Raw genomic sequence first — 26,740 nt, forward strand, 5'->3', positions numbered from 1 at the left:
GACCGACGACCTACCTTACCCCGGGGCCCGACGGGGACCAAATCCGGGGGCTCGGGTCAGGAGCGCGGGAACTTCACCGCCAGGGCCTCGGCAACGTTTCGCGGCACGTAGCGCGACACGTCGCCGCCCAGCCGGATGACCTGCCGGATGATGGTGGAGCTGAGGGTCGCGTGGTCACGCGCCGCGGGCAGCAGCACGGTCTCGATGTCCCCCATCTCGGCGTTCATGTGGGCCATCTGCAGCTCGAAGTCGAAGTCGGCACCGAAGCGCAGCCCCTTCACCACGGCGGGGATGCCCCGATCGCGACAGAAGTCGACGAGCAGGCCGTCCATCGCCTCGACCGTGATGCCGGGCAGGTCCGAAGTGGCGCCGTTCACCAACTCGACACGCTCCTCGAACGTGAACATGTAGTCCTTCGTGGAGTTGTTGCCGATCGCCACGAGGACCTCTCCGAACAGCGCGTGCGCGCGCCTCACGATGTCGAGGTGTCCGACGGTGATGGGATCGAAAGAGCCCGGGACCAGTACCTTCACGTCTCTCCTTGCGTTGGCCGTGTGTGCGACAAACTAGTCGACCGAGCCGAATAACAGGCAGGTCTCCCCGTAGTCGCGGCGCCAGGTCTCGGTGAAGGCCGGCGGCCAGGCGGGCTCGCGGTCGCGCACCGACCGCTCGACGACCACCAGCCCGCGGGGGGCCACGGCGCCGTCGACCAGCTGGGCGAGCAGCGCCTCGACCTGCTCGGTGGGCACCGCGTAGGGAGGGTCGATGAAGATCAGGTCGAAGGAGCGTCCGGGGGCGGCGGCGAACGTCTCGGCCTTCCCTGCCCGGACGTCGGCCTGCAGCCCGGCCGACGCGGCGTTGGCGGAGATGAGCTTCGCGGTGGATCGGTCGGCCTCGACGAGCACCACGGGCGACGCGCCGCGGCTGGCGGCCTCGAGACCGACGGCGCCGGTGCCCGCGAACAGGTCGAGCATCGAGTAGCCGGCGAGCTGCTCCTCGGCGGTGGCGTCGGCGGCGTCGAACCAGCTGGCGAGGGCCGAGAACAGGGCCTCGCGGGTGCGGTCGGTGGTGGGACGGGTGTTGGCCCCCTTGGGCGCGGCCAGGCGGCGGCCCTTCGCCCGGCCGGCGATGATGCGGCTCACGACTTCTCCATCCACTCTCCGGCGGCCATCAGCTCCGCCTTGGTCATCAGGTCCGTGAGCAGCGGGTCGGTGGCCGCCCGCTCGTCGGAGATCACGCGTTCGGCGAGCACCTTGGCCTCGCCGATGACATCGGCGTTCTCCAGTGCCCGCAGCAGCTTCAACGTCCCTGCCCCGCTCTGCGCCTCCCCCAGCACGTTGCCCTCGCGGCGCAGCGTCAGGTCGAGGTCGGCCAGCTCGAAGCCGTCGGTGGTGTTCGCCATGGCCTCCAGCCTGGCGAGCGCGTGCTCGTTGTCGGCGACGGGGGCCAGCAGCAGGCAGAGCCCCGGGTGCTCTCCGCGGCCGACGCGGCCGCGGAGCTGGTGCAGCTGGCTCAGGCCGAACCGGTCGGCATCGAGCACGACCATCATGGAGGCGTTCGGCACGTCGACGCCGACCTCGATCACGGTGGTGGCCACGAGCACGTCGACCTCGCCCCCCACGAAGGCAGCCATGGTCTCGTCCCGCTCCGCGACTGCCTGCTTCCCGTGCACCACGCCGATCCTCAGCCCGCGGAGCGGCCCGGAGGCCAGCTGCGGGGCGAGTTCCTCGACGGCGGCCAGGGCGCGCTGGTCGTCGGCCTTCCCGCCGCCCTCCAGCTGCGTGCCGGTGATGGCCGGGCAGACGATGAATGCCTGCCGCCCTGCGGCGACCTCCTCGCGGATCCGTTCCCAGGCCCGCGACACCCACGCGGGGTGCGTCAGCATGTTGACGAAGACCGTCTGGATCGGCTTGCGCCCGCGCGGCAGCTCGCGCAGCTCGGAGACCTCGAGGTCACCGAAAACTGTCATGGCGATCGACCTGGGGATGGGGGTGGCCGTCATGATCAGCGTGTGCGGGCGCTGCCTGGCCTTGGCCGCCAGTGCGGCCCGCTGCTCCACGCCGAAGCGGTGCTGCTCGTCGACGACCACCAGGCCGAGGTCGTCGAACTCGACGGGGTCGCTGAGCAGCGCATGCGTTCCCACGATGATCCCGGCCTCGCCGCTCGCGATCGAGGCGAGCGTCTCTCGCTTGATGGCGCTCGACCGGGACCCAGTGAGCAGGACCACGCCGGTGGCAGCCTCGGGCGCGCCGAGCTGCCCGCCCTCGGCCAGGTCCCCCATCAGCGCCGAGATGGAGCGGTGGTGCTGCTTGGCGAGCACCTCCGTCGGGGCCAGCAGGACGGCCTGACCTCCGTTGTCCACGACGTCGAGCATGGCGCGCAGCGCCACGACGGTCTTGCCGGAGCCCACCTCTCCCTGCAGCAGCCGGTTCATCGGCACGGGCCGCGCCAGCTCGCCGAAGATGGTCTCCCCGATCTCCTGCTGCCCGGCGGTGAGCACGAAGGGCAGTGCCGCGTCGAAGGCGTCGAGCAGGCCGCCGGCGCGGCGCGGCCGGGGTGTCGCCGGGTCCTTGGCGAGCTCCCGGCGGCGCGCTGCCATGGCGAGCTGGATGCCGAAGGCCTCGTCGAAGCGGAGCCGGTCGACGCCGACGGCGGCCTGCGCCTCCGAGGTGGGCTCGTGCACGGCGGTGAGCGCCTCCTCGAACGGCAGCACGCCGGCCGCGTCCACGACCCACCCTGGCAGCGTGTCGCCCTCGAGCATGGGCAGCACGAGCTCGATGGACTCGGCGATGCTCCAGGTGGGCAGCGCCTTCGTCGCGGGATAGAGGCCGATCATCGTTGCGCGCTGGACGGCCCGCGACATCGCCTCCCGTGACTCACGGCCGAGGCGCTGCTTCTCGGTCTCGCCCCTGCGCTTCCCGCCCCCGGTGCGGACGCCGTCGAGCATGACGAAGTCGGGGTTGGTCAGCTGGAGCTCGCCGTTGAACTCGCCGACCTTCCCGACGAAGATGCCGCGCCGGCCGGGTTCGAGCAGCAGCTTCCAGTGGTTGAGGTGGTGGACATTCTTGGCGAAGAAGGTGAGCGACAGGGTCCGGCCGGATCCGTCACCGATGGACGCCGCAAGTCGGCCGGGGCCCACCGCGGACCGCCGGACCTCCGCGATGACGGCGGCCTCGTCGCCTGGGCGGAGACTGGCGAAGTCGCTCATGCCGGTGCCGGAGACGTAACGACGCGGGACGTGCCGGACCAGGTCGTCGACCGTGACGATGCCGAGCTTGGCGAACGCGGTCGCTGTCCTGCCCCCCAGCACGTCGGTGAGCCTGCGCGACAGCTCGCGGTAGATCGGGGTGCGCCAGTTCGCCATGCCACGACCTTACCGACCCCCGCCGACGGACGGACAGCGAAGGCCCCGGGGCGCGGCCACCTGACAAGGGCACACGACACAGAACTGGCGGCCCGCAGAAGCGGACCGCCAGTTCCTCAGAACCTGGTGCTCAGCGAGAGACCTTGCCGGCCTTCAGGCAGGAGGTGCACACGTTGAGGCGCTGTGGCGCACCGTTCACGACGGCGCGCACGCGCTGAATGTTCGGGTTCCAGCGGCGGTTGGTCTTCTTCTTCGACCAAGGCACGTTGTGACCGAAGCCGGGTCCCTTGGCGCAAACGTCACACTTGGCAGCCACTGGATTCTCCTTGATTTGCTCGTGCCCAGGCCACGGCCTGGAATGGATTCGGCGCCCTCCGGAGAAGGCAACCTGACGATTCTATCGCGCCCGGCCGGTCTGGACCAAACCGGGCGCGACCCTCACTTCCTGCGGCGGCGGGGCTTCCGCTCGCCACCGTCTGCGGGGGCCTGCGAGTCGACGGGCTCGTCGAAGCGCAGGTAGCCGGCCCCGTGGCAGTGCTCGCACGGCTCGGTGAAGGCCTCCGCCAGCCCCGTGCCGATCTTCTTGCGGGTCAGCTGCACGAGGCCGAGGCTCGTGACCTCGGCGACCTGATGGCGTGTCCGGTCGCGGCCGAGGCACTCGACGAGACGACGCAGCAGCAGGTCCCGGTTGCTCGGGAGCACCATGTCGATGAAGTCGATCACGATGATGCCGCCGATGTCGCGGAGCCTCAGCTGGCGGACGATCTCCTCGGCCGCCTCCAGGTTGTTGGAGGTGACGGTCGCCTCGAGGTTGCCCGCCGAGCCGGTGAAGCGGCCGGTGTTGACGTCGATGACGGTCATGGCCTCGGTACGGTCGATGACGAGCGATCCGCCGGACGGGAGGTAGACCTTCCGGTCGAGCGCCTTCGCGATCTGATCGTCGACCTTGTACTGCGCGAACAGGTCGTGGCCGTCGTCGCCGACCTCGAACTTCTCGAGGCGGTCCTTCAGGTGCGGGGCGACGTGGTCCACGTAGGCGGCGATGGCCTCGTAGGAGTCCTCCTGAGAGCCGTTGCCCTGGACGATCAGGTGGCCGAAGTCCTCGGTGAAGAGGTCACGGACGATGCGCAGGGTCAGGTCGGGCTCCGAGTAGAGGGCCTGCGGGGCGCCGCCCTGCTTCGACTTCTTCTCGATGACCTCCCACTGCGCCTTCAGCCGGTTGACGTCGCGCACCAGCTCGTCCTCGCTGACGCCCTCGGCGGCCGTCCGCACGATCACGGACTCCTCGTCGGAGATCAGGTGGCCGAGCACGGTGCGCAGGCGGTGACGCTCGGTGTCGGGCAGCTTGCGGGAGATGCCGGACAGGTGGCCGCCCGGCGAGTAGACGATGTAGCGGCCGGGCAGCGAGATGTGCGCCGTCAGGCGGGCACCCTTCGCGCCGACGGGGTCCTTCGTGACCTGCACGAGGACGCTCTGGCCGGACTTGAGCACCTTCTCGACCTTGCGGTCCTCGCCGGTGACGTTGAAGGAGGCCCAGTCGACCTCTCCCGCGTAGAGCACGGCGTTGCGGCCACGGCCGATGTCGATGAAGGCGGCCTCCATGCTCGGCAGCACGTTCTGCACCTTGCCGAGGTAGATGTTGCCGATCAGCGACGTGGCCGAGGCCTTGTCGACGTAGTGCTCGACCAGGATGTCGTCCTCGATGACCGCCAGCTGGGTGTACTCCTCCTTCTGGCGGATCAGGAGGCGTCGGTCGACGGACTCGCGGCGGGCCAGGAACTCGGCCTCGCTGAGGATCGGGGCCCGGCGGCGTCCCGCGGCGCGGGACTCCTTGCGGCGCTGCCGCTTGGCCTCCATACGGGTCGATCCCTCGATGCCGGTGATCTCGTCGTCGCCGGTGCCGTGGGACTCGCCCTCGCCACGACGGCGGCGGCGGCGACGACGACGGGTGGTTGTGCCGCCCTCGTCCGACGACTCGGACTCGCCGTCGGGCTCGCCCTCGGCGTCGGTATCGGTGCCCTGCTCGTCGGGGGACTCGTCGGACTCGTCCGTGTCGTCGCCCTGCTCGCCCTCGCCGTCGTCGCGGGAGTCGGAGCGGCGGCGGCGGCGGCCGCCCCGGCGGCGACGGCGGCGCGACGGGCGCGCGTCGGACTCCTCCGCGTCGGCATCCTCGTCCTCGTTCTCCTCGGAGTCCTCGGATTCCTCGGCGTCGGCATCGGCGTCCGCGGACTCCTCGTCGGAGTCGGCCTCGGCGGTCTCCTCGTCCTCGTCCTCATCGTCGCCACCGGCGATGGCGCCGGCGAGCGCGGCCAGCTCGGCCGCGCGGGCCTCTGCAGTCATGAAGGGGTCGGCGAGCACGGCCTTGCGGGCCTCGGCGAGCTTTTCGGCCTCGCGCAGCGCGGCGCCGATGGGATCTGACTCGTCCGCCTCGGCGGCGGGCTCGGGCGCTGCAGCGGGTCGTGCGGCCCGGCGACGGCGGGCGCGGGGCGCCTCGCGGGCGGGTTCGGCCTCGGTCACCGGCTCGGGAACGGCCTCGGGCTCCGGGGTGGCGGCGGGCTCAGGTGCGACGACCTCGTCGGCGGGAGCCGCGACAGGCTCCGGAGCCGCGGCGGGCCGGGAGGCGGCACGACGGCGGCGGGCAGGCTTCGTCTCGGCGGGCTCGGCGACGACCGCGGGGGTCTCCTCGACGACGGGCTCGGCCACGGCCTCGGGGGCCGGCGCCTCGACCGCGGCGGGCGCCTCGGGTGCCGGGGCCTTCTCGGCGGGGGCGCTCTGGCGGGTGGCGCGACGGCGCGCGGGCTTCTTCACGGGCTCGGCGGGGGCGTCGTCGGCCGCGGCCTCGGGCGCCGTGTCCGCGGGGGCCTCGGCCTGATCGGCGGGGGTCTCGTCGGCGACCTGCACGCGACGTCGGCGGCCGGCGGGCTCAGCGACCCTGGTGCTGGCGCGGCGGCGCCTCGGGGTGAGGTCCTCCTCGGGGGCCGCGTCGGGCGCCTCGACCGCGGGGGCCTCGGGCTGCACGGTGACCTCGGGCTGGGCGGGGGTCTCGACCTTGACGGGGGCCCCGGCCGGTCGGGCGGCTGCCCTGCGGCGACGGGTGGGGGTGGTCGGTGCTGTGATTTCCGGACCGTTTTCCGTGTCGAGCATGCGGCTCCTTAACGCGCGAACGCGCGGACCTGGCACAGCGAGCTGTGCGCTAAGACTGACGGTCGACCGGAGCGGGTGAAGAGTCGCGGCACGCTTGCCGCGGTGCGGTTCCCGCCGCCCCTGGTGGCACCGGGAGGTGCCCTGACCTACGGGTCATTCTCTCACAAGTCACCAAAAAGGCGCCATCTGTGACCGGCGGGTCCCGCCGATTTCACCCCTCAGCTGAGTGGGTCGCCGATCTCGCCGTCGCGGAGCGGACCCTGCACGAGGCGGGTCAGCAGCGCCTGCTGCGGCACGCGGTCGTCGATCATCCGCAGGGCCGTCATGACGTCGTCGGGCCGCACCAGTGGCGTCTGGTGGATCGACCGGAGCCGGAGCGTCTCGTCGTCAGCGGCCTCCAGCGAGATGATCGCCGACCGCACGTCGAAGCTGCGCAGCCCGTTCTTCGTCATGCGCTCGACGGGGAACTCGTCCCGCGCCAGGAGTCCGGCCACCGCCCCGGCGAGCACGCCCGGCTCCGCGTCGGCGACCTTCAGCACCCAGTCGGAGGCCTGGAGGAGGTCGCCGAGGGAAGCTTTGACTGCGTCGGCCGCGGCCAGCACGACGAACCCCGTGGGGAGCACCTCGTTGAGGGCCGCGACGATCTTGGCCGGGTCGCAGACCTCCCTCAGCCCCAGCTCGACGTACTCGGCCTCCGACGCGGCGGACGTGGGCGCCGCGTTGGCGTAGGAGATGCGGGGATGCGGGTTGAAGCCGGACGAGTAGGCCATCGGGATCTCGGCGCGCCGGAGGGCACGCTCGAGGGCGCGCCCGAAGTCGCGGTGCGACGTGAACCGGCCGGGCCCGCGCTTGGCGTAGCGGAGGCGGAGCTTCTGCGCAGGCGGGGCCTGCTGGACCGGCGGCTGTCGATTTCCCACGGCGTGAAGTGTAACTGGGCGCTGCCCGACGACGGGGATAGGGTGACGTGGTTCCGTCCCCCAACGAGAAGAGACCCACGACGATGACCTGGCTCAGACGGTGGTGGCCCCTCGTGGCGATCCTGGCGTTGGCCTTCAACCTGCGCCCGGTCGCCTCGTCGATCGGCCCGGTGCTGACCGAGATCACCGTCGACCTCGGCCTCAGCGGCGCCACCGCCGGGCTGCTCACGTCCCTGCCGACCATCTGCTTCGCCGTCTTCGGCGCCGCGGCTCCCTGGATCTCGCAGCGGCTCGGCCTGTCGTGGACGATCGCGCTCGCGCTGGGGGCCCTCGTCGTGGGCCAGACGGGGCGCGTGCTGGCACCCTCGGGGACCCTCTTCCTCGGCTGGTCGATGCTGGCGCTGGCGGGCATGGCGCTGGCCAACGTGCTGATGCCGACCCTGGTGCGTCTCCACTACCCGGACCGGATCGCGCTGGCGACGTCGCTCTACTCCCTCACCCTGTCGCTGGGCCTGACCGCCGCGAGCAGCGTGACCGTGCCGCTGGCGAACGCGCTGGGAGGATGGCGCGCCGCCCTGTCGGCGGGCATCGTCGCCGCCGCCCTCGCCCTGCTGTGCTGGCTGCCGCTGCTGCTGCGCGGGCGCTCCGCGACCGGGTCCACGGGAAAGCCGGTGTCGCTGGCACGCGTGGCCCGCACGCCGCTCGGCTGGGCCATGGCGGTGTTCTTCGGCATCCAGTCGGCGCAGGCCTACTCGATCTTCGGCTGGCTGCCGTCGGTCTACCGCGGCGCCGGCCTGAGTGAGGTGGAGGCCGGGCTGATGCTGGGCATCGCGACGGGCGTCGGCGTGATCCCCGCGTTCCTGATCCCGGCCTATGTGGCGCGCGCGCGGAACCCCGGGCGGCTCTTCCTGGTCATCATGTGCTTCCTGGTGATGGGCTACGTGGGGCTGCTGAGCGCGCCGACGACCGTCCCCTGGCTGTGGGCGGTGTTCCTGGCGCTCGGCACCACGTCGTTCCCGCTGATCCTGGCACTGTTCGGCACCCGCGCCACCACGCCGGCCGCGACAGCCGCGCTGAGCGGCTTCGCGCAGGCCGTCGGCTACGCCATCGCGACGGTCGGGCCGCTGTCCTTCGGCATCCTGCACCAGGTCACCGGCGGCTGGGTCGCGCCGATCGGCCTGCAGCTGGCGCTCTGCATCCCCATGGTGATCGCCGGCCTCTACGCCTGCCGGCCGATCGTCATCGAGGACCAGCTACGTTGGGGCGCATGAGCGAACTCACCGTCCACACGTACGGCCGCGACGACGCGCCGACTATGGTCCTGGTGCACGGCCTCTCCGACGACGGCACGGCCTGGCCCGACGCCGTCGAACGCTGGGGCGACGACTGGCGGCTGCTGGCCGTCGACCAGCGGGGACACGGCGCCTCGCCGCGCTTCCGGCCCGACGAGCTGGCCCACACCGCGGAGATCCTGGAGGACGACCTCGTCGCCGTGCTGGAGGAGCAGGACTCCCCCGTCGTGCTGGTCGGGCACTCGCTCGGCGGCCTGATGGCCGCCCGCGCCGCCCTCCGGGTCCCGGAGAAGGTCCGGGCGCTCGTGCTGGAGGATCCCGCCAAGCCTCGCCCGGGCGAGGACACCGAGTTCCTGCCGTTCGTGGAGTCGGTCGTCGCCAACCCGGGCGCGGCGATCGCGCGGCAGGCCGCGGAGTCGACGTGGAGCGGCCAGGAGCTGCTGGCCTGGGCCAAGTCCAAGGAGCGCGTCGACCTCGGCTACCTCGCGGGTGGGCTGACGCTCGGCCGGATGGGCTGGGAGACGGGCCTGTTCGACCGGCTGGCCACGCCCACCCTCGTCCTGGTGCCCGTCGACGGCCCGATGGCCCCGGACCCCGAGCTGATCCCCGGCGATCTCGTCCGGGTCGCCGAGGTGCCGGGCGCGGGCCACTGCGTGCGCCGCGACCGGCCCGAGGCGTTCTACGGCGCCGTCGAGGAGTTCCTCGCCGGGTTGTGAGCCGTCAGGCCGACAGGTCCGGCTTCACCACGGTCAGCGGCAGCAGCGTGCGGCCGGTGGGGCCGATCTGGATCTCGGTGTCCATCTGCGGGCACACACCGCAGTCGTAGCAGGGGGTCCAGCGGCAGTCCTCGACCTCGCGGCCGTCGAGGGCGTCCTGCCAGTCCTCCCACATCCAGTCGCGGTCGAGGCCCGCGTCGAGGTGGTCCCAGGGGAGGACCTCCTCGTAGCCGCGCTCGCGGGTGGTGTACCAGGCGAGGTCGACGCCGAAGGGGGCGAGCTCCTCGGCCGCGGCGGTGGTCCAGCGTTCGAAGCTGAAGTGCTCGCTCCAGCCGTCGAACTTGCCGCCCTCGCGCCACACGCGTTCGATGACGCGGCCGATGCGGCGGTCGCCGCGGGACAGCAGGCCCTCGATGACGCCGGGCTTGCCGTCGTGGTAGCGCATGCCGATGGCCTTGCCGTAGTTGCGGTCCTCGCGGATGGCCTCGCGGAGGATCTGCAGACGGTGGTCGATGGTCTCGGCGCTTGCCTGGCCCGCCCACTGGAAGGGGGTGTGGGCCTTCGGCACGAACCCGCCGATGGAGATGGTACAGCGGACGTCGCGCGTGCCGGCGGCCTTGCGGCCGGTGTCGATCACGCGGGTGGCCATCTTCGCGATGGCCAGCACGTCCTCGTCGGTCTCGGTCGGCAGCCCGCACATGAAATAGAGCTTGACCTGGCGCCAGCCGGACGAGAAGGCTGCGGCGACCGTGTCGATCAGGTCGTCCTCGGTCACCATCTTGTTGATGACCTTGCGCATGCGCTCGGAGCCGCCCTCGGGCGCGAACGTCAGGCCGGAGCGGCGACCGTTGCGGCTCAGCTCGTTGGCCAGATCGATGTTGAATGCGTCGACGCGGGTGGACGGCAGCGAGAGGGACACGTTGGTGCCCTCGTAGCGGTCGGCCAGTTCCTTCGTGACCTCGGCGATCTCGGAGTGGTCGGCCGAGCTGAGCGACAGTAAGCCGATCTCCTCCAGCCCGGTGGCCTTCAGGCCGCTGGCGACCATGGCGCCGATGGTCTCGATGTTGCGCTCGCGCACCGGGCGGGTGATCATGCCGGCCTGGCAGAAGCGGCAGCCGCGCGTGCAGCCGCGGAAGATCTCGACCGAGTAGCGCTCGTGCACGGTCTCGGCCATGGGGACGATGGGCTTCTTCGGGTACGGCCACAGATCGAGGTCCATCAGCGTGTGCTTGCGGACCTGGAATGGCACGCCGGGCCGGTTCGGCGCGACCCGCTGGATGCGGCCGTCGTCGAGGTAGTCCACGTCGTAGAACCGGGGGACGTAGAAGGAGCCGGTCAGGGCGAGGCGCATCAGCAGCCCGTCGCGGCCGTCCTCGCAGCCGTCGTCCTTCCACTCCCGGACGATGTCGGAGATCAGCAGCGAGGCCTCCTCGCCGTCGCCGAGCACGGCCACGTCGATGAAATCGGAGATGGGCTCCGGGTTGAAGGCCGCGTGCCCGCCGGCCACCACGATCGGGTGCCCGTCGCCGCGGTCCTCGGAGTGCAGCGGGATCCCCGACAGGTCGAGGATGCTCAGCAGGTTGGTGTAGCCGAGCTCGGTGGAGAATGACACGCCCAGCACGTCGAAGATCCCGACGGGGCGGTGCGCGTCGAGTGTGAACTGGCTGACGCGCGCCTCGCGCAGCTCCTTCTCCATGTCCGGCCACACCGCGTAGGTGCGCTCGGCGAGGATCCAGTCGCGCTCGTTGAGCACCTCGTAGAGGATCGCGACGCCCTGGTTGGGCTGGCCGACCTCGTAGGCGTCGGGGTACGCGAGGCACCAGCGGACCTGGGTGGCGTCCCAGTCCTTGACGACGCAGTTGTGCTCGCCTCCGACGTACTGGATCGGCTTGCTGACACGCGCGAGCAGAGGCTCCAGCGCGTCGAAGGTGGAGTGCGTGGGGCGGGTGGGGGTGTCAGTCATAGCGCGGACAAGGATAACCCGCGCGTACCGTCAGTTCCTCACTGACGAGGGCCGGCGGCCTCGATCCCGCGCCTGCGGGCCATGAGTTCGACCACGACGACGATCGCCGCGACGAAGACCAGCTGGATCAGCACGGCCGGGCTGCCGGCGCCCTCGCCCCGGTCGAAGAGCGCGTCGATGTCCTGGAACGGGACGAAGGCCATGCCGATCATGTTGTTCGCCACGTGCACCGCCACGGCGGCCTCCAGCCCTCCGGTGCGCCAGGTCAGCCAGGCGAGCAGCATGCCCATGGTGAAGTAGAAGACGTTGAGCCACGGGTCGCTCGCGGCATGCAGCGACATGAACACGCCGGAGCTGACGACCGCCGCGACGACGAAGGCGACGCGGTCGGACGGGATCCAGGAGCCGACGGTCCGGAGCAGGACGCCGCGCAGCAGGTACTCCTCAGCGGCGGCCTGGAACGGGGTGACGAGCATCAGGCCGAGGAACAGCCACCAGGAGTAGGGGAAGACCTGCAGGCCGAGCGAGTCGACGCCGTCGATGAGCACGGAGATCCCCGTGTAGAGGGCGATGCCGACGAGCGCCACGCCGACCGCCGGCCAGAACCAGCGCCAGCGGAAGTGGCCGACGACGCTGCTCAGGTAGCCGGGCCGCTGGCCCGCGATCCGGCCGAGCAGGAAAGCGACGGGGACGAGCAGGGCAAGGCCCAGGCTGTTGGCGAAGACGATGCCGGGCGTGAAGGACCCCCCGGCCATCGACTCGATGAGTTCGATGAGGTCGGTGCCGGTCATGTAGGCCTCGACGAAGACTGCGACCAGCGTCACGACCGTGCTGACCAGGAGGAACATGGCCGCGCCGACCAGCGCCGCGACGATCGGGCGCCAGGCGGGCAGGCCGGGGGCGCGCCAGAACTGCGGGTAACGCGTCGGCGTGACAGGCAGCACGGGGGCAGGAGGCAGGGGCGGAGGGGCGGGCGCGGCCACCACGGGCGGCGGCCACGCGGGCGGCGCCCACTGCGGGGGCGGGCCGTACGAAGGGGGAGTCTGCGGGTCCGTCACGTCAGAGGCCCGGGAACCAGAGCGCGATCTCGGCGTCCGCGGAGCCCTGGGAATCGGAGGCGTGCACCGCGTTGTGACGCGTGGAGGTGGCGAACTGGGCCCGGATGGTGCCGGGTGCCGCCTTCGCCGGGTCGGTGGCGCCGTGCAGCACCCGGACGCGGGCGACCGCGTCGTCGCCGCTGACCACGGCGGCCACCAGCGGGCCTGAGGTCATGAAGTCGCGCAGCGGCGCGTAGTACTCGCGCCCGACGTGCTCGTGGTAATGGCGGTCGGCGAAGTCGTCGTCGATCGTGCGCAGGCTCAGCGCCTCGATGACGAGCCCCTCGCGCTCGTAGCGCGCGAGGATGTCGCCGACGTTGCCCGCCGACACCGCGTCGGGCTTGATGATGATGAAGGTCCGCTGCGTCACTGGGCAGCCTCCTGTCGGGTCTCGAGGCGCCGTCCGAGCACGACGCACGACGCCCAGATGAGGGCGAAGATGATGCCCATGGCGTACATCCACGGGGTCAGGAGGCCAAGTCCGATCGTCACGACCTGGGCGGCCCAGCCGACCAGGTAACCCCACCGCCTCCTCAGGCCGACGACGCCGACGAGGCAGAGGACCGTCGCCACGGCACACCAGGCCGCTCCCGTCCCCATGGAGACGCCGGAGACCTGGATCATGCCGATGTAGCCGAGCCAGATGACGATCACCTGGCAGATGAGCGTGCCCATGGCAGGCATGTGCATCGGGCTCTTCGGGTCCAGCGTCACGAGTCCTCCCCGGTGGCGAGCAGCTCGAGTGCCTCCCCGGCCGCGATGACGGACCCGGCGACGAGCACGCCCGCCTGGCCGTCGGCCGTGTCGGCGAGCATCACGGCGAGGTCGATCGCCTCCGCGATCGTGCCCGCCCGGTGGACCTGCTCGGTGCGCCACACCGTCTCGGCCACGGCGGCCAGGTCGTCGACGCTGCGCGCCCGCGGCGTGGAGGACACCTTCGTGATGACCACCTGGTCCATCCGTTCGGCGAAGATCTCCAGCACCCCGGTGGCGTCCTTGTCGCTCATCATGGCGACGACACCGATGACGGGCGCGAAGTCGAAGCTCTCGGTCAGCGCGTCGATGGTGACGCGCGCGGCCTGCGGGTTGTGGGCCGTGTCGACGACGATGGGCGGCGAGGTGCGGGCCAGCTGCAGGCGGGCGGGAGCCTCGACGGCTCCGAGTCCCTCGACGATGATCTCGGGGTTGAGCGGCTGCGACCCGAGGAAGGCCTCCACCGCCGCGACGGCGAGCGCCGCGTTGCGGGCCATGTGCTCGCCGTAGAGGGGGAGGAACACGTCGGCGACGGGGCCGCCGGTGGTCTCGAGCCGCAGGAGCTGGCCGCCGACCGCGAGCTGCCTCGAGAGGAGCCCGAAGTCGGGGCCCTCCGCCTTGATGGGGGCGCCGACCTCGACGGCGCGGTTGAGCAGCACCCGCGCGGCCTCTGGATCCTGGCCGGCGAGGACGGCGGTGCCGCCCTCCTTGATGACGCCGGCCTTCTCCCCCGCGATCTCCGCGATGGTGTTGCCGAGGATGTGCGTGTGGTCCAACCCGATGGGGGCGACGACGGCGATGGTGGCGTCCGCGACGCTCGTGGCGTCCCAGCGTCCGCCGAGGCCGACCTCCATGACCGCGACGTCGACGGGTGCGTCGGCGAAGGCGGCGTAGGCCATGCCCGTGATGACCTCGAAAAAGGTCATGGCGACCCCGTCGATCTGCTGCTCGTCGACCATGGCGACGTAGGGCTCGATGTCGTGCCAGACCTCGTCGAAGCGCTCGACGGAGATGGGCTCGCCGTCGATGACGATGCGCTCGCGCACGTCGGTCAGGTGCGGGCTCGCGAAGCGGCCGGTGCGCAGCCCCGCGGCGCGCAGCAGCGTCTCGATCATGATGGCCGTGCTGCCCTTGCCGTTGGTGCCCGCGACCTGGATCACGGGGGTGGCCCGCTGCGGGTCGCCGAGGAGTTCCATCAGCGCGGAGATGCGGCCGAGGCCGGGGGCGACCCGGTGCTCGGGCCAGCGGCTGGTCAGCTCTGCAACGAGCTCTGCGTGCGTCGATTGGGTCATGGTGGGGCCAAGACTAGCCGCCCGGCAGAACCGGCCGGCACGGAACTGAACCACGACATCGCATTGTCGTCGACAGCAGATGGAGGTCTCCGACGCGGACGACCACCGCACCAACTAGTTGAACTTTCCATCTTTATGGACGCCACCTAAGATGGCCCCGACCGCCGAACTTTCAGGAGCTACGCCCATGGCCAACAACTCGTCGCTGAGCAAGCGCGCCGCGCTGCGGCAGCAGCAGGAACTCGAGGAGCGCAACAAGCGCAACCGGCGCATCCTCGGCGCGGGCATCGGGCTGGCGGTGGTGACCGTGGTTGTCGTGCTGGCCATCGTCATCGTGCAGGCGCTCACCTCGCGCGTCGAGGTGACCGCCGAGCAGCAGACGCCGCCCAACGCCACGGCCAACCACGGCATCCTGTACAACGGCGTGGAGCCCTCCGACGACGTCCCGCACCTCGTGGTCTGGGAGGACTTCCAGTGCCCCTGGTGCAAGGTCTACGAGGACACCTACGGCTCGACGTTCCACCAGCTTGCCGCCGACGGGAAGATCACGATCGAGGTCCGCACCGCGACGTTCCTGGACGGCACGAGCGGTGACGACTCGCACCGCGCGGCACTGGCCGCCGCCGCCGCCGACGCCGTCGGGAAGTTCGCCGAGTACCACGACGTCGTCTACGCCAACCAGCCCGAGGAGGGCGTCGGGTTCACCGACGAGCAGCTGCGGGTCGACTTCGCGGAGCAGGCCGGCATCACGGGCGACGACCTGACGAAGTTCCAGGAGCTCTTCGACACCCGCGCTTTCGAGACCTGGGTGACCGAGGCCGCCGAGAGGTTCACGACCGACCAGATCGGCTCGACGCCGACCTATCTCGTGGCCGGCACCAAGCTCGAGTTCACCGACGACGCGGGCAACGCCCTGATCCAGCCCACCGAGGAGTCGTTCATGGCTGCCGTCAACGAGGCCTGGGAGGCCGGCGACCGCAACAACGACTTCTGATCCTCCAGCACCGACGAGGGCCCCGCGACCGGCGGGGCCCTCGTCGCCTGTTCATCCGTCCCGGGCGGTTTCAGTGCCGCGCGGCCGCTCACTAAGATTGGCACCATGACCGACACCCCCGCGCCCAGCCGCGCCCTGCCCGCAAAGCCCGTCCTCGAAGGCCTCGAAGCCAAGTGGGGACAGGTATGGGCGGAGGAGGGCACCTACGCCTTCCGGCGCCCCGCCAGCCGCGAGCAGGTGTTCTCCATCGACACGCCGCCGCCGACCGTCTCCGGCTCGCTGCACGTCGGTCACGTCTTCAGCTACACACACACCGACACCGTCGCACGCTACCAGCGTATGACCGGCAAGGAGGTGTTCTACCCGATGGGCTGGGACGACAACGGCCTGCCCACCGAGCGTCGCGTGCAGAACTTCTACGGCGTCCGCTGCGACCCATCGATCCCGTACGACCCCGACTTCCAACCCCCCGCCAAGCCCGACCCGAAGCGCCAGGTGGCCATCAGCCGCCGCAACTTCATCGAGCTGTGTCACGAGCTGACCAAGGTCGACGAGCAGGCGTTCGAGGACCTGTGGCGCCAGCTCGGCCTCTCGGTCGACTGGGACACTCTCTACACGACGATCTCGGCCGAGTCCCAGGCCGTGGCGCAGAAGGCGTTCCTGAGGAACTACTCCCGCGGCGAGGCCTACCTCAGCTACGCCCCGACGCTGTGGGACGTCACGTTCCACACCGCGGTGGCTCAGGCGGAGCTGGAGGCCCGCGAGTACCCCGGCGCCTACCACCGCGTCGCGTTCCGCAAGGCCGACGGCACGCCCGTCCACATCGAGACCACACGCCCCGAGCTGCTGGTCAGCGTCTGCGCGCTCATCGCCCACCCGGACGACGAGCGGTACAAGGACCTGTTCGGCACCACGGTCATCTCCCCGCTCTTCGGCGTGGAGATTCCGGTGCTTGCGCACCCGGCCGCCGAGCCCGACAAGGGCGCCGGCATCGCGATGTGCTGCACCTTCGGCGACCTGACCGACGTCACCTGGTGGCGCGAGCTCAACCTCCCGACCCGCACGGTGATCGGCCGCGACGGCCGCCTGCAGCGCGAGACCCCCGACTGGGTCGTCAACGCCGAGGCCTACGAGGCCATCGCCGGCAAGACGACGTTCTCGGCCCGCGAGGCCACCGTGGCGGCGCTGCGCGAGGCGGGCGACCTGGACGGCGAGCCGAAGCCCACGTCCCGCATGGCGAACTTCTACGAGAAGGGCGACAAGCCGCTCGAGATCGTCGCCACCCGCCAGTGGTACATCACCAACGGCGGCCGCTCCGAGGAACTCAAGAGGACGTTCCTCGCCCGCGGCGAGGAGCTCGCCTGGACGCCCGAGCACATGCGCCACCGCTACGAGAACTGGGTCTCGGGACTCAACGGCGACTGGCTGATCTCGCGTCAGCGCTTCTTCGGCGTGCCGTTCCCGATCTGGTACCGCCTGGATGCCGAGGGCGAGCCGGACTACGACAGCCCGATCGTGCCAGAAGAGTCGTCGCTGCCCGTCGACCCCATGTCGGACGTCCCCGCGGGGTTCACTGCGGAGCAGCGCAACCAGCCGGGCGGCTTCGCGGCCGACCCCGACGTCATGGACACCTGGGCCACCAGCTCCCTGACGCCGCAGATCGCCACCGCCTGGGAGCGCGACGAGGAGCTGTTCAACCTCACGTTCCCGATGGACATCGCCCCACAGGCGCACGACATCATCCGCACCTGGCTGTTCTCCCGTGTCGTCAGGGCGCACTTCGAGAACGGCTCGCTGCCGTGGAAGCGCGCCACGATCTCGGGCTTCGTGGTCGACCCCGACCGCAAGAAGATGAGCAAGTCCAAGGGCAATGTCGTCGTGCCGACGCACATCCTCGACAAGTTCGGCTCCGACGCCGTGCGCTGGCGCGCCGCGATGGCCCGCCCGGGACTGGACTCGCCGTTCGACGAGTCGCAGATGAAGGTCGGCCGCCGCCTCGCGATGAAGGTCCTGAACGCCGGCAGGTTCGTGCTGTCGCTGGCCGAGGCCCCCGGTGGCGTGGCCGCCGTGACGAACCCCGTCGACAAGGCGCTGCTGGCGGCGCTACGGGGAATCGTCGAGCAGGCGACCGCCTCCTTCGAGGACTTTGACTACACCGGCGCCCTCGAGGCGACCGAGTCGTTCTTCTGGTCCTTCTGCGATGACTACCTCGAGCTCGTCAAGGAGCGCGCCTACACGGGCGACGACGCGGAGAAGGCGTCCGCCCAGGCCGCCCTGGCACTGGCCCTCGACGTGCAGCTGCGCCTGTTCGCGCCGTTCCTGCCCTTCGTCACCGAGGAGGTGTGGCGGTGGACCAACGACTCGTCCATCCATCGCTCCGCCTGGCCGAAGGCCGACGAGCTGGCCGTCGACGGTGACCCCTCGCTGCTGGCCGACGTCGCCTCGGCGCTGATCGCGATCCGCGGCGCGAAGTCCACCGCGAAGGTGTCGATGAAGACCGAGGCGTCCCGCGCCGCGTTCTCCGGCCCGGCCGACGTCCTGGCGCGGCTGGAGGCGATCGAGCCCGACCTGCGCGCCGTCGGCCGCCTGGTCGGCGAGGTCACCTGGACCACGTCGGAGCAGCCGCTGACGGTCGACGTCGAGCTCGTCGCCCCCGAGGCCTGATCCCCGCGCGCACCACCACCGGCCACAGGATCCGCTGACGATGTTCAGGCAGATCCTGTGGCCGGTCCTCATTCCGTCGCTGCTGTTCGCCGTCTCGATGGGGGCGCTGACCCCTGTGCTGGTGCTGGCGGCGCTGGGAGTCGGCGCGAGCGAGTCCTTCGCCGCGATCCTCGTCGGCCTGATGGGCGCGGTGTCGCTGTGCCTGGCCGTCCCGGCGGGCATCATGATCGACCGCCTCGGCGACACGCGCGCGATGTACGCCGCGACGATCGCCTCGGTGTTCTTGTTCGGCGCCATCGTCGTCGCCCTGGCCTGGCATTCGGCGGCCTCGCTTGCGCTCTACACCGCCGGCCTGATGCTGCTCGCACCCATCTCTGACGTGTGGAACCTCGCCCGCCAGGCGGTCGTCGCGGAGACGGTCGCGCCGGCGGACCTGGGGCGGGCCATGACGTCGCTCGGCGGGTGCATGCGCGTCGGCACGCTCGTCGGGCCGATCGCGAGCGCCGGGCTGCTCTACCTCTTCCCGATGTGGTCGGTCTTCGTGTTCTCCGCCTGTTGCGGCATCGCGGCGATCGTCGTGCTCTCGCTGCCCGTCGCCCGGACCCTGGAGGAGCGCACACCGCGTCCCCGGCCGGCCGCCGACGGGCACCGGCCGCGGCTCGAGGTCGCGTGGACCCCGGTCGTCCTGGCGGGCGTGTCGATCTCGACGCTAGCGGTGGCCCGCGCGATCCAGCCGGTCTCCGTGCAGCTGTGGGGCGTGCAGATCGGGCTGCACGAGTCGGCGATCTCGCTGCTGATCGCGCTGGGCGCGGCGCTGGAGCTGATCCTGATGTTCCCCGGCGGTTACCTGAAGGACCGGCTGGGCCGCTCCGCGGTGCTGCTCGCCTGCCTCGGCGCGTTCGCCGTCGGGTTCACGGTGATGGTGCTCGCCCCGAGCCTCACGGGCCTGATCGCCGCCATCGTTGTGATGGCCGTGGGCAACGGGCTGGGCGCCGGCGTCAACATGACCATCGGAGCCGACCTGAGCCCCGCCGTCGGCCGGGCGAGGTTCCTCGGTATCTGGGCGCTGTTCACCAACACCGGCAAGCTGGGCGGCCCATCGCTGTTCTCCCTGGCGATCCTGCTGTCGTCCCTGTCCGCCGGCATCCTGACCAGCGCGGCGCTGGCCGCCTTCGGAGCCGTGTGGATCCTGGCCTGGAGCCGGCGGATCGGGCTGCCGAAGGGGCTGCGGCGCGGCTGATCAGAAACGGGGAGCGTCGAACGACGGCGGGGCTACCGCGGGCGAGGCCTCCAGCAGCCGCAGCGCCTCCGCGATGGCCGCGTCGAGCTGCACGTCGCTGTCGGACTCCCACTCCGCGGGGCCGACCTCGACGGGGATGTCGGGGTCGACGCCGTGGTTCTCGAGACCGAAGCCCTGGCCGTCGAAGTAGGTCCAGTAGCGCGGCTGCGTGACCTCGGTGCCGTCGACCAGTGCGAACCGGCCGTCGATGCCGACCACGCCGCCCCAGCTGCGCTCCCCCACGACGGGCCCCAGCCCGAGGTTCTGCGCGGCCGCGGTGACGATGTCGCCGTCGGAGCCCGCGAACGGGTTGGTGATGAACACCACCGGGCCGCGACGCGCCTGGCTCGGGTATGTGATGGGCACGTCGTGGTGGCGCGCCCCCATCCAGCCGACGGCCCGGCGGGCGAGCCGCTCGATGACCAGCTCGGACGTGTGGCCGCCGCCGTTGAAGCGGACATCCACGATCAGTCCCTCGCAGCGCATGGCCGCGTCCACCAGGCGGGTGAACTCGGCCCAGCCGTTGGCAACCATGTCGGGCACGTGGATGTAGCCGAGTCGGCCGGCGGTGTGTTCCGTGACATAGTCGACGCGGCCGGAGACCCAGGCGTGGTAGCGCAGGGAGGCCTCGTGGGCGATGGGCACGACCGCGACGCGGCGCTTCTGCCTGCCGTGGGCCATGGTCAGTTCGACGACCTTGTCCGCGGCGCCGAGCAGCAGTTGCCCGATGTGGGGCACGTCGGCGGTGCTGTGGCCGTCGACGGCGATGATCACGTCGCCGGGCTGAGCGGCGACGCCGGCGGCGCGCAGCGGCGAGCGGGCGCTCGGGTCGGAGGTCTCGCCGGGCAGCACCCGCTCGATCACGACCTCCCCCTTGGCGTTGCGCGAGTACTCGGCCCCGAGGAAGGCGGCCCGCGGGGCGGGGTCCTGGGGAGCGGGCGGGTCGACGTAGGCGTGCGAGGTGTTGAGCTCCCCGACGCACTCCCACAGGACGTCCACCAGGTCGTCGTGCGTGGTGATCTCGTCGAGCAGCGGGCGGTAGCGGCTGACGGCCGCGGCCCAGTCGACGCCGTCGAAGTCCTCGCGCCAGAAGTGGTCGCGCATCAGGCGCGCATTCTCCTCGAACATCTGCCGCCACTCGGCGCGCGGGTCGAGTTCGCGACGGAGCCGGCTGAGGTCGACGTGGATGCGGCCATCCTCGTCGTCTCCTGGAGCCTGTTCCGCGGACTGGACCCAGACCTCTTCGCCGTTGCGGACCACGAGGCGCTCGCCGTCGCCCGTGACGGCGGCGGAGTCGCAGGCGTCCACGAGCGTGGCACCCTTGCGGGTCTTGAACGAGAACCGCTCGATGGTGTCCTTGACCTCTCCCTCGACGCCGGCGCGGACCGCGCCCAGCTCTCCGACGGAGCGGAGGTTCTGCCAGACGAGGGCGTCCTTGGTGGCCTGGAGGTCCGTGTACCGGCCGGACGGCACGGGGAGCGGGATCATCCGGTCCTCGAAGCCGTCCACATCGAAGACCACCGCGGGCTCCTGGTCGTCCGCCTTGTTCTCCTTGCCACCCTTTTCGTCGCCCGACTTCTCGTCTGCTTCCTGGGGCTCGGAGATGGGCCAGCCGTCGGCGGCGGGCCCGAAGGGGGCGGGCTCGGTGGCGCTCAGCGGCGCGACCCAGGGCCGGATGGTGTGTGTGAAGGACAGGTCGAAGCCCAGCTCGTCGTAGGTAGGGTCGATGGTCCGGCTGGACAGGAAGCAGAGGTAGCGGCCGTCGTGGCTGAATGTGGGCGAGAAGTCGTTGAACTGGCCCCTGGTCAGGGTGAACGCCTTGTCGTCCGTCACGTCGTAGCCGACGAGCCTACCCAGCGTGCCCTCGCGGCCGATGGCGGACCGCCAGACGAGGTAGCGGGCGTCCGGGGACCAGGTGAAGCCGGTCGGCTCCCCCTCGGTGGAGCGGCCGATCCGCTTCACGGAGCCGCGGCCGGTGTCGACGAGGTAGACGGTTCCGTCGTGGCTGCCCACGGCGACCTTGGGGCCGACGGGCGCGGGCTCCATGGCCAGCACGCGGCCCAGCCTGCCGCCGGCCAGCCTTCGGACCTTCTCGCTGCCGTCGACGTGGCGGACCTCGAGGCAGTCCTCGCCGTCTGCGTCGCTGACCCAGATGCCCCGGCCACTCTGGCCGAGGAAGCGGGGCTCGCGGATTCGCACGCCGGGTACGTCGGCGAGCGCCCGGGCGGGGCCGCCGCGGTGCGTCAGGAGGTAGGCGGCGCCGCGCCACTCCACGAGCGAGGAGTCGCCGCCGTGGTCAGGGACGATGACCTCGAGCCTGTCGCTGGGGGCGACCGACACCGGGGCTGGGCGGCCGACAGGTACGGTCAGCTCGAGCGGCTGGGGCTCGGCCTTCAGGCTCGCCAGGTGGTAGAGCCGTCCGCGGGCGTGGTACACGATCCCCTGCCCGTCGCCGACGGCGTCGCGGACGTAGCCGGTCGCGGCGGTGTGGCTGGTGTGCTGTCGCAGATCGCGTCCTTGGGCGTTGACGGACCAGACCTGGGCCTGCACGTCGGGGGCGTCGCCGAGGTCGGAGGTGAAGACCAGCCGCTCGCCGATCCAGGTGGGCCCGAACAGGCCGGCAGTGGCGTCGGGCAGGATCCGGCGCCAGTCGCCCTTCCCGTCCGCCGAGACGTAGAGGCGCGCCGCCATGCCGCCGCGGTACCGCTTCCAGCCGGAGGGATCGCGGAAGTTCGCCGACGCGACGGCCACCTTGCCCGACGGGCTGACCGCGGCCGCGGTGCCGATGCCCCAGGGCAGGCGGCGGAGCTTGCCGTCGAGGGACAGCGAGTAGAGCGAGGCATCGACGCGGTGGATGCCCTCGTGGTCGGAGCAGAGCAGGATGTGCTCGGCGTCGAGCCAGCCGGAGACCTTCATGCGGCGGGCGCTCAGCCAGGTGAGGCGGCGGGTGCCGCCGTCGGGGTCGACGACGTAGCAGTCCCAGCCTCCGTTGGTGGTTGCCGTAAACGCGATCCTGGTGCCGTCGCCGGAGAATCGCGGGTTGACCGGCGTGGACTCCCCCATCGTGATCCGCGCCGCCCGTCCGCCGCCCAGGTCTCCCATCCACAGGTCCTCGTCGGCAACGAAGACGACCTTGTCGCGGTGGAGATGGGGGTAGCGGGAGTAAGCCATGCGGACGAGCCTACAACGCGCCTGCGACAGGCTCGCGGGGCCGCTCGCCCCTCAGCGCATCAGGCCGAGAGGTCGCGGCGCCGGGCGAGCTTGGCCCGCGGAACCAGCGTCGGGGGCTGGGTACCCTCAACCGACTCGCGCGTGACGACCACCTGGGCGATGTCCTCCTCGGAGGGCACGTCGAACATGGTGTCGAGCAGCAGCTCCTCGAGGATGGCGCGCAGGCCGCGCGCGCCGGTACCGCGTTCGAGGGCCTTCTCCGCGATGGCGGAGACGGCTTCGTCGGTGAACTTGAGTGCGACGCTGTCGAGGTCGAAGAGCTTCTCGAACTGGCGCGTCAGCGCGTTGCGGGGCTCCACGAGGATCCTCTCGAGGGCGTCGTGGTCGAGCGGCGAGACGCTCGTCATCATCGGCAGTCGGCCGATGAACTCGGGGATGAGCCCGAAGGTGTGGAGGTCCTCCGGGGTCACCTTGGCGAAGGGATCGGCCTCGGGGGTCCGGCTCTGCGAGGACGTGTTGAAGCCGAGCGGCCGCTTGCCGACGCGGGCGTTGATGATGTCCTCGAGCCCGGAGAAGGCGCCGCCGACGATGAACAGTACCTTGGTGGTGTCGATCTGCAGGAAGTCCTGGTGCGGGTGCTTGCGGCCACCCTGCGGGGGCACGGACGCGACGGTGCCCTCGAGGATCTTCAGCAGCGCCTGCTGCACGCCCTCACCCGACACGTCACGCGTGATCGACGGGTTCTCCGACTTGCGCGCCACCTTGTCGATCTCGTCGATGTAGATGATGCCCGTCTCGGCCTTCGCGATGTCGAAGTCGGCTGCCTGGATGAGCTTCAGCAGGATGTTCTCGACGTCCTCGCCGACGTAGCCGGCCTCGGTCAGCGCCGTGGCGTCGGCCATGGCGAAGGGGACGTTCAGCATCCGGGCCAGCGTCTGGGCGAGGTACGTCTTGCCGCAGCCGGTCGGGCCGATCATCAGGATGTTGGACTTGCCGATCTCGACGTCGTCCGCCTCTGCCCGGCGGCCGTGCGGTTCCTGCAGCGCCTGGACGCGCTTGTAATGGTTGTAGACGGCGACCGACAGCGTCTTCTTGGCCCGTTCCTGGCCGATGACGTAGGAGTCGAGGAAGTCGCGGATCTCGCGCGGCTTGGGGAGTTCGGTGGCAAGGACCGATTCGGTCTGCTCCGGGAACTCCTCCTCGATGATCTCGTTGCACAACCCGATGCACTCGTCACAGATGTAGACGCCAGGCCCCGCGATCAGTTTCTTGACCTGCTTCTGGCTCTTGCCACAGAAGTTGCACTTGAACAGGTCGCTCGATTCGCCGATGTGCGGCACTGCGGTCCACCTCCTCCACGGAATCGGGTTGCTTACCGGTCAGCCTACCTGCCCGGGTGCCAGGGCGAGGCGGCGACACAATCTGGTGACGGAAGCCGCGTCGGCCGCCCAGAGGCGACCCGACGCGGCTCCGACTGGTGACTCAGAGATCCTTCAGCGAGGGAAGGATGTCGTCGATGATGCCGTACTCGACTGCCTCGGCAGCGGTCAGGTACTTGTCGCGCTCGATGTCGCGGCTGATCTTCTCCACCTCCTGGCCGGTATCGGAGGCCAGCATCGACTCCATGAGGGAGCGGATGCGCAGGATCTCGTTTGCCTGGATCTCCAGGTCGGAGGACTGGCCGTAGCCACCCTCCGTGGCGGGCTGGTGGATCAGGATGCGCGAGTTCGGCAGCGCGAGGCGCTTGCCCTTCGTGCCGGCAGCCAGCACGACCGCGGCGGCCGAGGCAGCCTGGCCGAGGCAGACCGTCTGGATGTCGGGCTTGATGTAGCGCATCGTGTCGTAGATGGCCGTCAGCGCGGTGAAGGAGCCGCCGGGCGAGTTGATGTAGATGGAGATCGGACGCTCCGGGTCCATCGACTGCAGGCAGAGCAGCTGCGCCATCACGGCGTTGGCGACGTCGTCGCTGATCGGGGTGCCCAGGAAGATGATCCGGTCCTCGAAGAGCTTCGTGTAGGGGTCGACGCGACGCATGCCGTAGCTGGTGCGCTCCTCCCACTGCGGGATGTAGTAGTTCATGTCCGCTCCTGCGGGAGCAACACCCTGGGGGTGGAAGTTCGTCATCATCACTGGTTCGGGGCCTCCGACTTGATCTGGGAAGCGCGCTCGTAAACGTGGTCGATGAACCCGTACTCGAGCGCCTGCTCTGCGGTGAACCACCGGTCGCGGTCCGAGTCCGCCTCGATCTGCTCGAGCGTCTGGCCGGTGTGCTTGGCGATCAGGCCCGCCATCGTCTTCTTGATGTGGAGGGACTGCTCAGCCTGGATGCGGATGTCGGAGGCCGTTCCCCCGAGGCCGCCGGAGGGCTGGTGCATCATGATGCGGCTGTGCGGCAGCGCGAAGCGCTTGCCGGGCGTACCGGCCGACAGCAGGAACTGGCCCATCGAGGCCGCCAGCCCCATCGCGACGGTGGCGACGTCGTTGCTGATCCACTGCATGGTGTCGAAGATCGCCATGCCGGAGTCGACGGAGCCGCCCGGGGAATTGATGTAGAGGTAGATGTCCTTGTGCGGATCCTCGGCGTTGAGCAGCAGCATCTGCGCGCAGATCGCGTTGGCGTTCTCGTCGCGCACCTCGGAGCCGAGGAAGATAATGCGGTTCGCCAGGAGCGCCGAGTACACGTTGTCGGCCATGCCAAGTGCCGCGGCACCCGGCCCCGCCATGCGGATGTCGTCGTCGATTCGGGGCTTATTCACACCCCTAACCTACCGGCATCTGCAAGGGACCCAAGGTTGTGCCTCGAAGTTCGCCGCAGGCGTGAGCCGTCAACCCTCGGAGGGCTTCGGCGCGATGGCCTCCGGCTCGTTGCTGATGAACGCGTTGACCCAGCGCAGCCGCGGATCGGAGTCGATCAGCAGCGCCTTGACGGCCAGCGTCGCCGGCAGCGCGATCAGGGCGCCCAGCGCGCCGAAGACCCATGCCCACAGCAGGAGAGAGATGAAGGAGACGGTCGGCGTGATGCCGACGGCGTCGCCGGTGAACTTCGGCTGGATCAGCGACTGGATGAGGAAGTTCAGGACGCAGTACGCGATGACGACGATCAGGGCCGTGACGGGCCCCTTCTCGAAGAGCGCGAGCAGCGCGGGAGGCACAAGGCCGATCACGAAACCGACGTTCGGGATGTAGTTGGTGATGAAGGCCAGCACGATCCAGACCAGCGGCAGGGAGACGCCGAGGATGAGGAGCACGACACCGTCGAGCAGAGCGACGATCAGGCCGAAGACCGTGGTCACGAGCCAGTATCTGCGGATGCCGGTCACGAAGGCGGTGATCGAGTTGGTGAACCGTGGGTGCAGATGCTGCGTCACGCGGAGCCGCTCGCCGACGGACGGAAGATCCATCACCATGAACACGATCATGACGATGATCACCACGATCATGGCGCTGGCGGCCGACGTGCCGGAGACCAGACCTCCGGCGAAGTCGAGGACGCTCGACGGCGAGATGGACTTCAGAGAGTTGAGCAGCGACGACTCGTCGAAGCCGAACTGCCCGAGCCAGGCGATGGACTGCTCGTACATGGCGACGAACTGGTCGGTGTAGCCCGACAGGGTCTGGACCATCTTCGTCACGGACCAGACGATGGCCGCCAGCCCGAGGATGAGCACGACGAACACCGCGAGTCCCGTGACCAGGGATGCGACGAGCCGGGGGCAGCGCTTGGCCACGAGCCAGGTGTAGATGGGGAAGGCGGCGATCAGCAGGTTCAGCGTCAGGAAGATCGGGGCGATGATGCTGCTCAGGTCCTGCAGCAGGCCGAGCGTCAACGCGATGGCCGCGACGACGATGACCGCCGTCACGAGCGCAGGGATCGACGGACGCACCGCGACCGCTTCGGTGTGGTCGATCGTGTCGACCACGTCCCCGTCGTCCAGGTCGACGTCCTGCGGCGCCTCGACGGCCTCGTCGGTGGGCTTGTCAGACATGCGGGCTCCCTCTCTCGGGTTCGCAGTCTAGCCATGGGGACGCCACGGGCAGGAAAGGCGGATCGCCGCCGCCCCGGTGGGGCGACGGCGATCCGTTCAGCTGGTCAG

At 70.5% G+C, this 26,740-nt stretch carries 21 protein-coding genes; 5 read left to right on the forward strand and 16 right to left on the reverse strand.

The features are described from left to right. Window positions 1-56: 56 nt before the first annotated feature. The 6 genes from coaD to QH948_RS09145 form a co-directional block, all read right to left on the reverse strand. Window positions 57-533, reverse strand: coding sequence for a pantetheine-phosphate adenylyltransferase (gene coaD, locus QH948_RS09120; protein WP_281144118.1), 477 nt, complete (start codon window positions 531-533; stop codon window positions 57-59). A gap of 33 nt (window positions 534-566) precedes the next feature. Continuing rightward, window positions 567-1,142 carry a 16S rRNA (guanine(966)-N(2))-methyltransferase RsmD gene (gene rsmD / locus QH948_RS09125; protein ID WP_281144119.1) on the reverse strand — a complete coding sequence of 192 codons (576 nt, stop codon included), beginning with the start codon at window positions 1,140-1,142 and terminating at the stop codon, window positions 567-569. Then, window positions 1,139-3,364 (reverse strand): ATP-dependent DNA helicase RecG, encoded by a 2,226-nt coding sequence (locus tag QH948_RS09130; protein ID WP_281144120.1) that lies wholly within the window; start codon window positions 3,362-3,364, stop codon window positions 1,139-1,141. Before QH948_RS09130 ends, rsmD begins: the two co-directional genes overlap by 4 nt. A 130-nt stretch (window positions 3,365-3,494) precedes the next feature. Further along, complete coding sequence (gene rpmB / locus QH948_RS09135; RefSeq protein ID WP_219083751.1) at window positions 3,495-3,680, reverse strand: 50S ribosomal protein L28; 186 nt, start codon at window positions 3,678-3,680, stop codon at window positions 3,495-3,497. Window positions 3,681-3,802: 122 nt separating this feature from the next. Then, window positions 3,803-6,508, reverse strand: coding sequence for an Rne/Rng family ribonuclease (locus QH948_RS09140; RefSeq protein WP_281144121.1), 2,706 nt, complete (start codon window positions 6,506-6,508; stop codon window positions 3,803-3,805). A 218-nt stretch (window positions 6,509-6,726) separates the two neighbouring features. Next, on the reverse strand, window positions 6,727-7,425 hold the full coding sequence (locus QH948_RS09145; RefSeq protein WP_281144122.1) for a TIGR03936 family radical SAM-associated protein: 699 nt from the start codon (window positions 7,423-7,425) through the stop codon (window positions 6,727-6,729). Between the two features lie 83 nt (window positions 7,426-7,508). Between QH948_RS09145 and QH948_RS09150 the strand changes: the two genes are divergently transcribed. Both QH948_RS09150 and QH948_RS09155 read left to right on the forward strand, forming a co-directional pair. Further along, window positions 7,509-8,696 carry an MFS transporter gene (locus tag QH948_RS09150; RefSeq protein ID WP_281144123.1) on the forward strand — a complete coding sequence of 396 codons (1,188 nt, stop codon included), beginning with the start codon at window positions 7,509-7,511 and terminating at the stop codon, window positions 8,694-8,696. Continuing rightward, on the forward strand, window positions 8,693-9,433 hold the full coding sequence (locus QH948_RS09155) for an alpha/beta fold hydrolase (protein ID WP_281144124.1): 741 nt from the start codon (window positions 8,693-8,695) through the stop codon (window positions 9,431-9,433). The genes QH948_RS09150 and QH948_RS09155 overlap by 4 nt, the downstream gene beginning before the upstream one ends. Window positions 9,434-9,437: 4 nt before the next feature. On the opposite strand, the gene QH948_RS09160 is transcribed toward QH948_RS09155, so the two are convergent. The 5 genes from QH948_RS09160 to QH948_RS09180 form a co-directional block, all read right to left on the reverse strand. Continuing rightward, entirely contained in the window at window positions 9,438-11,396 is a 1,959-nt protein-coding gene (locus tag QH948_RS09160; protein ID WP_281144125.1) for a TIGR03960 family B12-binding radical SAM protein, read from the reverse strand. A gap of 38 nt (window positions 11,397-11,434) precedes the next feature. Beyond that, a complete protein-coding gene (locus QH948_RS09165; RefSeq protein WP_281144126.1) occupies window positions 11,435-12,340 on the reverse strand; it encodes a CPBP family intramembrane glutamic endopeptidase in 906 nt (301 codons plus the stop codon). A 115-nt stretch (window positions 12,341-12,455) separates the two neighbouring features. Continuing rightward, window positions 12,456-12,863, reverse strand: a complete 408-nt coding sequence (gene ndk / locus QH948_RS09170) for a nucleoside-diphosphate kinase (protein ID WP_281144127.1) — start codon at window positions 12,861-12,863, stop codon at window positions 12,456-12,458. After that, a complete protein-coding gene (locus QH948_RS09175) occupies window positions 12,860-13,207 on the reverse strand; it encodes a DUF4233 domain-containing protein (protein WP_281144128.1) in 348 nt (115 codons plus the stop codon). The genes ndk and QH948_RS09175 overlap by 4 nt, the downstream gene beginning before the upstream one ends. Next, a complete protein-coding gene (locus QH948_RS09180) occupies window positions 13,204-14,538 on the reverse strand; it encodes a bifunctional folylpolyglutamate synthase/dihydrofolate synthase (protein WP_281144129.1) in 1,335 nt (444 codons plus the stop codon). Before QH948_RS09180 ends, QH948_RS09175 begins: the two co-directional genes overlap by 4 nt. A gap of 187 nt (window positions 14,539-14,725) precedes the next feature. Between QH948_RS09180 and QH948_RS09185 the strand changes: the two genes are divergently transcribed. The 3 genes from QH948_RS09185 (at window position 14,726) to QH948_RS09195 (ending at window position 19,436) form a co-directional block, all read left to right on the forward strand. Further along, the gene (locus tag QH948_RS09185; protein ID WP_281144130.1) at window positions 14,726-15,532 is read left to right on the forward strand and encodes a DsbA family protein; all 807 of its coding nucleotides are present in this window, start codon (window positions 14,726-14,728) and stop codon (window positions 15,530-15,532) included. A 105-nt stretch (window positions 15,533-15,637) separates the two neighbouring features. Beyond that, the gene (valS, locus tag QH948_RS09190; protein WP_281144131.1) at window positions 15,638-18,196 is read left to right on the forward strand and encodes a valine--tRNA ligase; all 2,559 of its coding nucleotides are present in this window, start codon (window positions 15,638-15,640) and stop codon (window positions 18,194-18,196) included. A 40-nt stretch (window positions 18,197-18,236) separates the two neighbouring features. After that, complete coding sequence (locus QH948_RS09195; protein ID WP_281144132.1) at window positions 18,237-19,436, forward strand: MFS transporter; 1,200 nt, start codon at window positions 18,237-18,239, stop codon at window positions 19,434-19,436. Here QH948_RS09195 and QH948_RS09200 read toward each other — a convergent pair whose 3' ends face one another. From QH948_RS09200 to QH948_RS09220, 5 genes are all read right to left on the reverse strand, one after another. Then, window positions 19,437-22,646 carry a S41 family peptidase gene (locus tag QH948_RS09200; protein ID WP_281144133.1) on the reverse strand — a complete coding sequence of 1,070 codons (3,210 nt, stop codon included), beginning with the start codon at window positions 22,644-22,646 and terminating at the stop codon, window positions 19,437-19,439. 59 nt (window positions 22,647-22,705) lie between these two features. Then, entirely contained in the window at window positions 22,706-23,986 is a 1,281-nt protein-coding gene (clpX, locus tag QH948_RS09205) for an ATP-dependent Clp protease ATP-binding subunit ClpX (RefSeq protein ID WP_281144134.1), read from the reverse strand. A 142-nt stretch (window positions 23,987-24,128) separates the two neighbouring features. Continuing rightward, the gene (locus QH948_RS09210) at window positions 24,129-24,725 is read right to left on the reverse strand and encodes an ATP-dependent Clp protease proteolytic subunit (protein ID WP_281144135.1); all 597 of its coding nucleotides are present in this window, start codon (window positions 24,723-24,725) and stop codon (window positions 24,129-24,131) included. A gap of 47 nt (window positions 24,726-24,772) precedes the next feature. Then, window positions 24,773-25,369 carry an ATP-dependent Clp protease proteolytic subunit gene (locus QH948_RS09215; protein ID WP_219084204.1) on the reverse strand — a complete coding sequence of 199 codons (597 nt, stop codon included), beginning with the start codon at window positions 25,367-25,369 and terminating at the stop codon, window positions 24,773-24,775. A 102-nt stretch (window positions 25,370-25,471) separates the two neighbouring features. After that, complete coding sequence (locus QH948_RS09220; RefSeq protein WP_281144136.1) at window positions 25,472-26,632, reverse strand: AI-2E family transporter; 1,161 nt, start codon at window positions 26,630-26,632, stop codon at window positions 25,472-25,474. Between the last annotated feature and the right edge of the window lie 108 nt (window positions 26,633-26,740).

This window comes from Tessaracoccus lacteus, assembly GCF_029917005.1.
GTDB lineage: Bacteria > Actinomycetota > Actinomycetes > Propionibacteriales > Propionibacteriaceae > Arachnia > Arachnia lactea.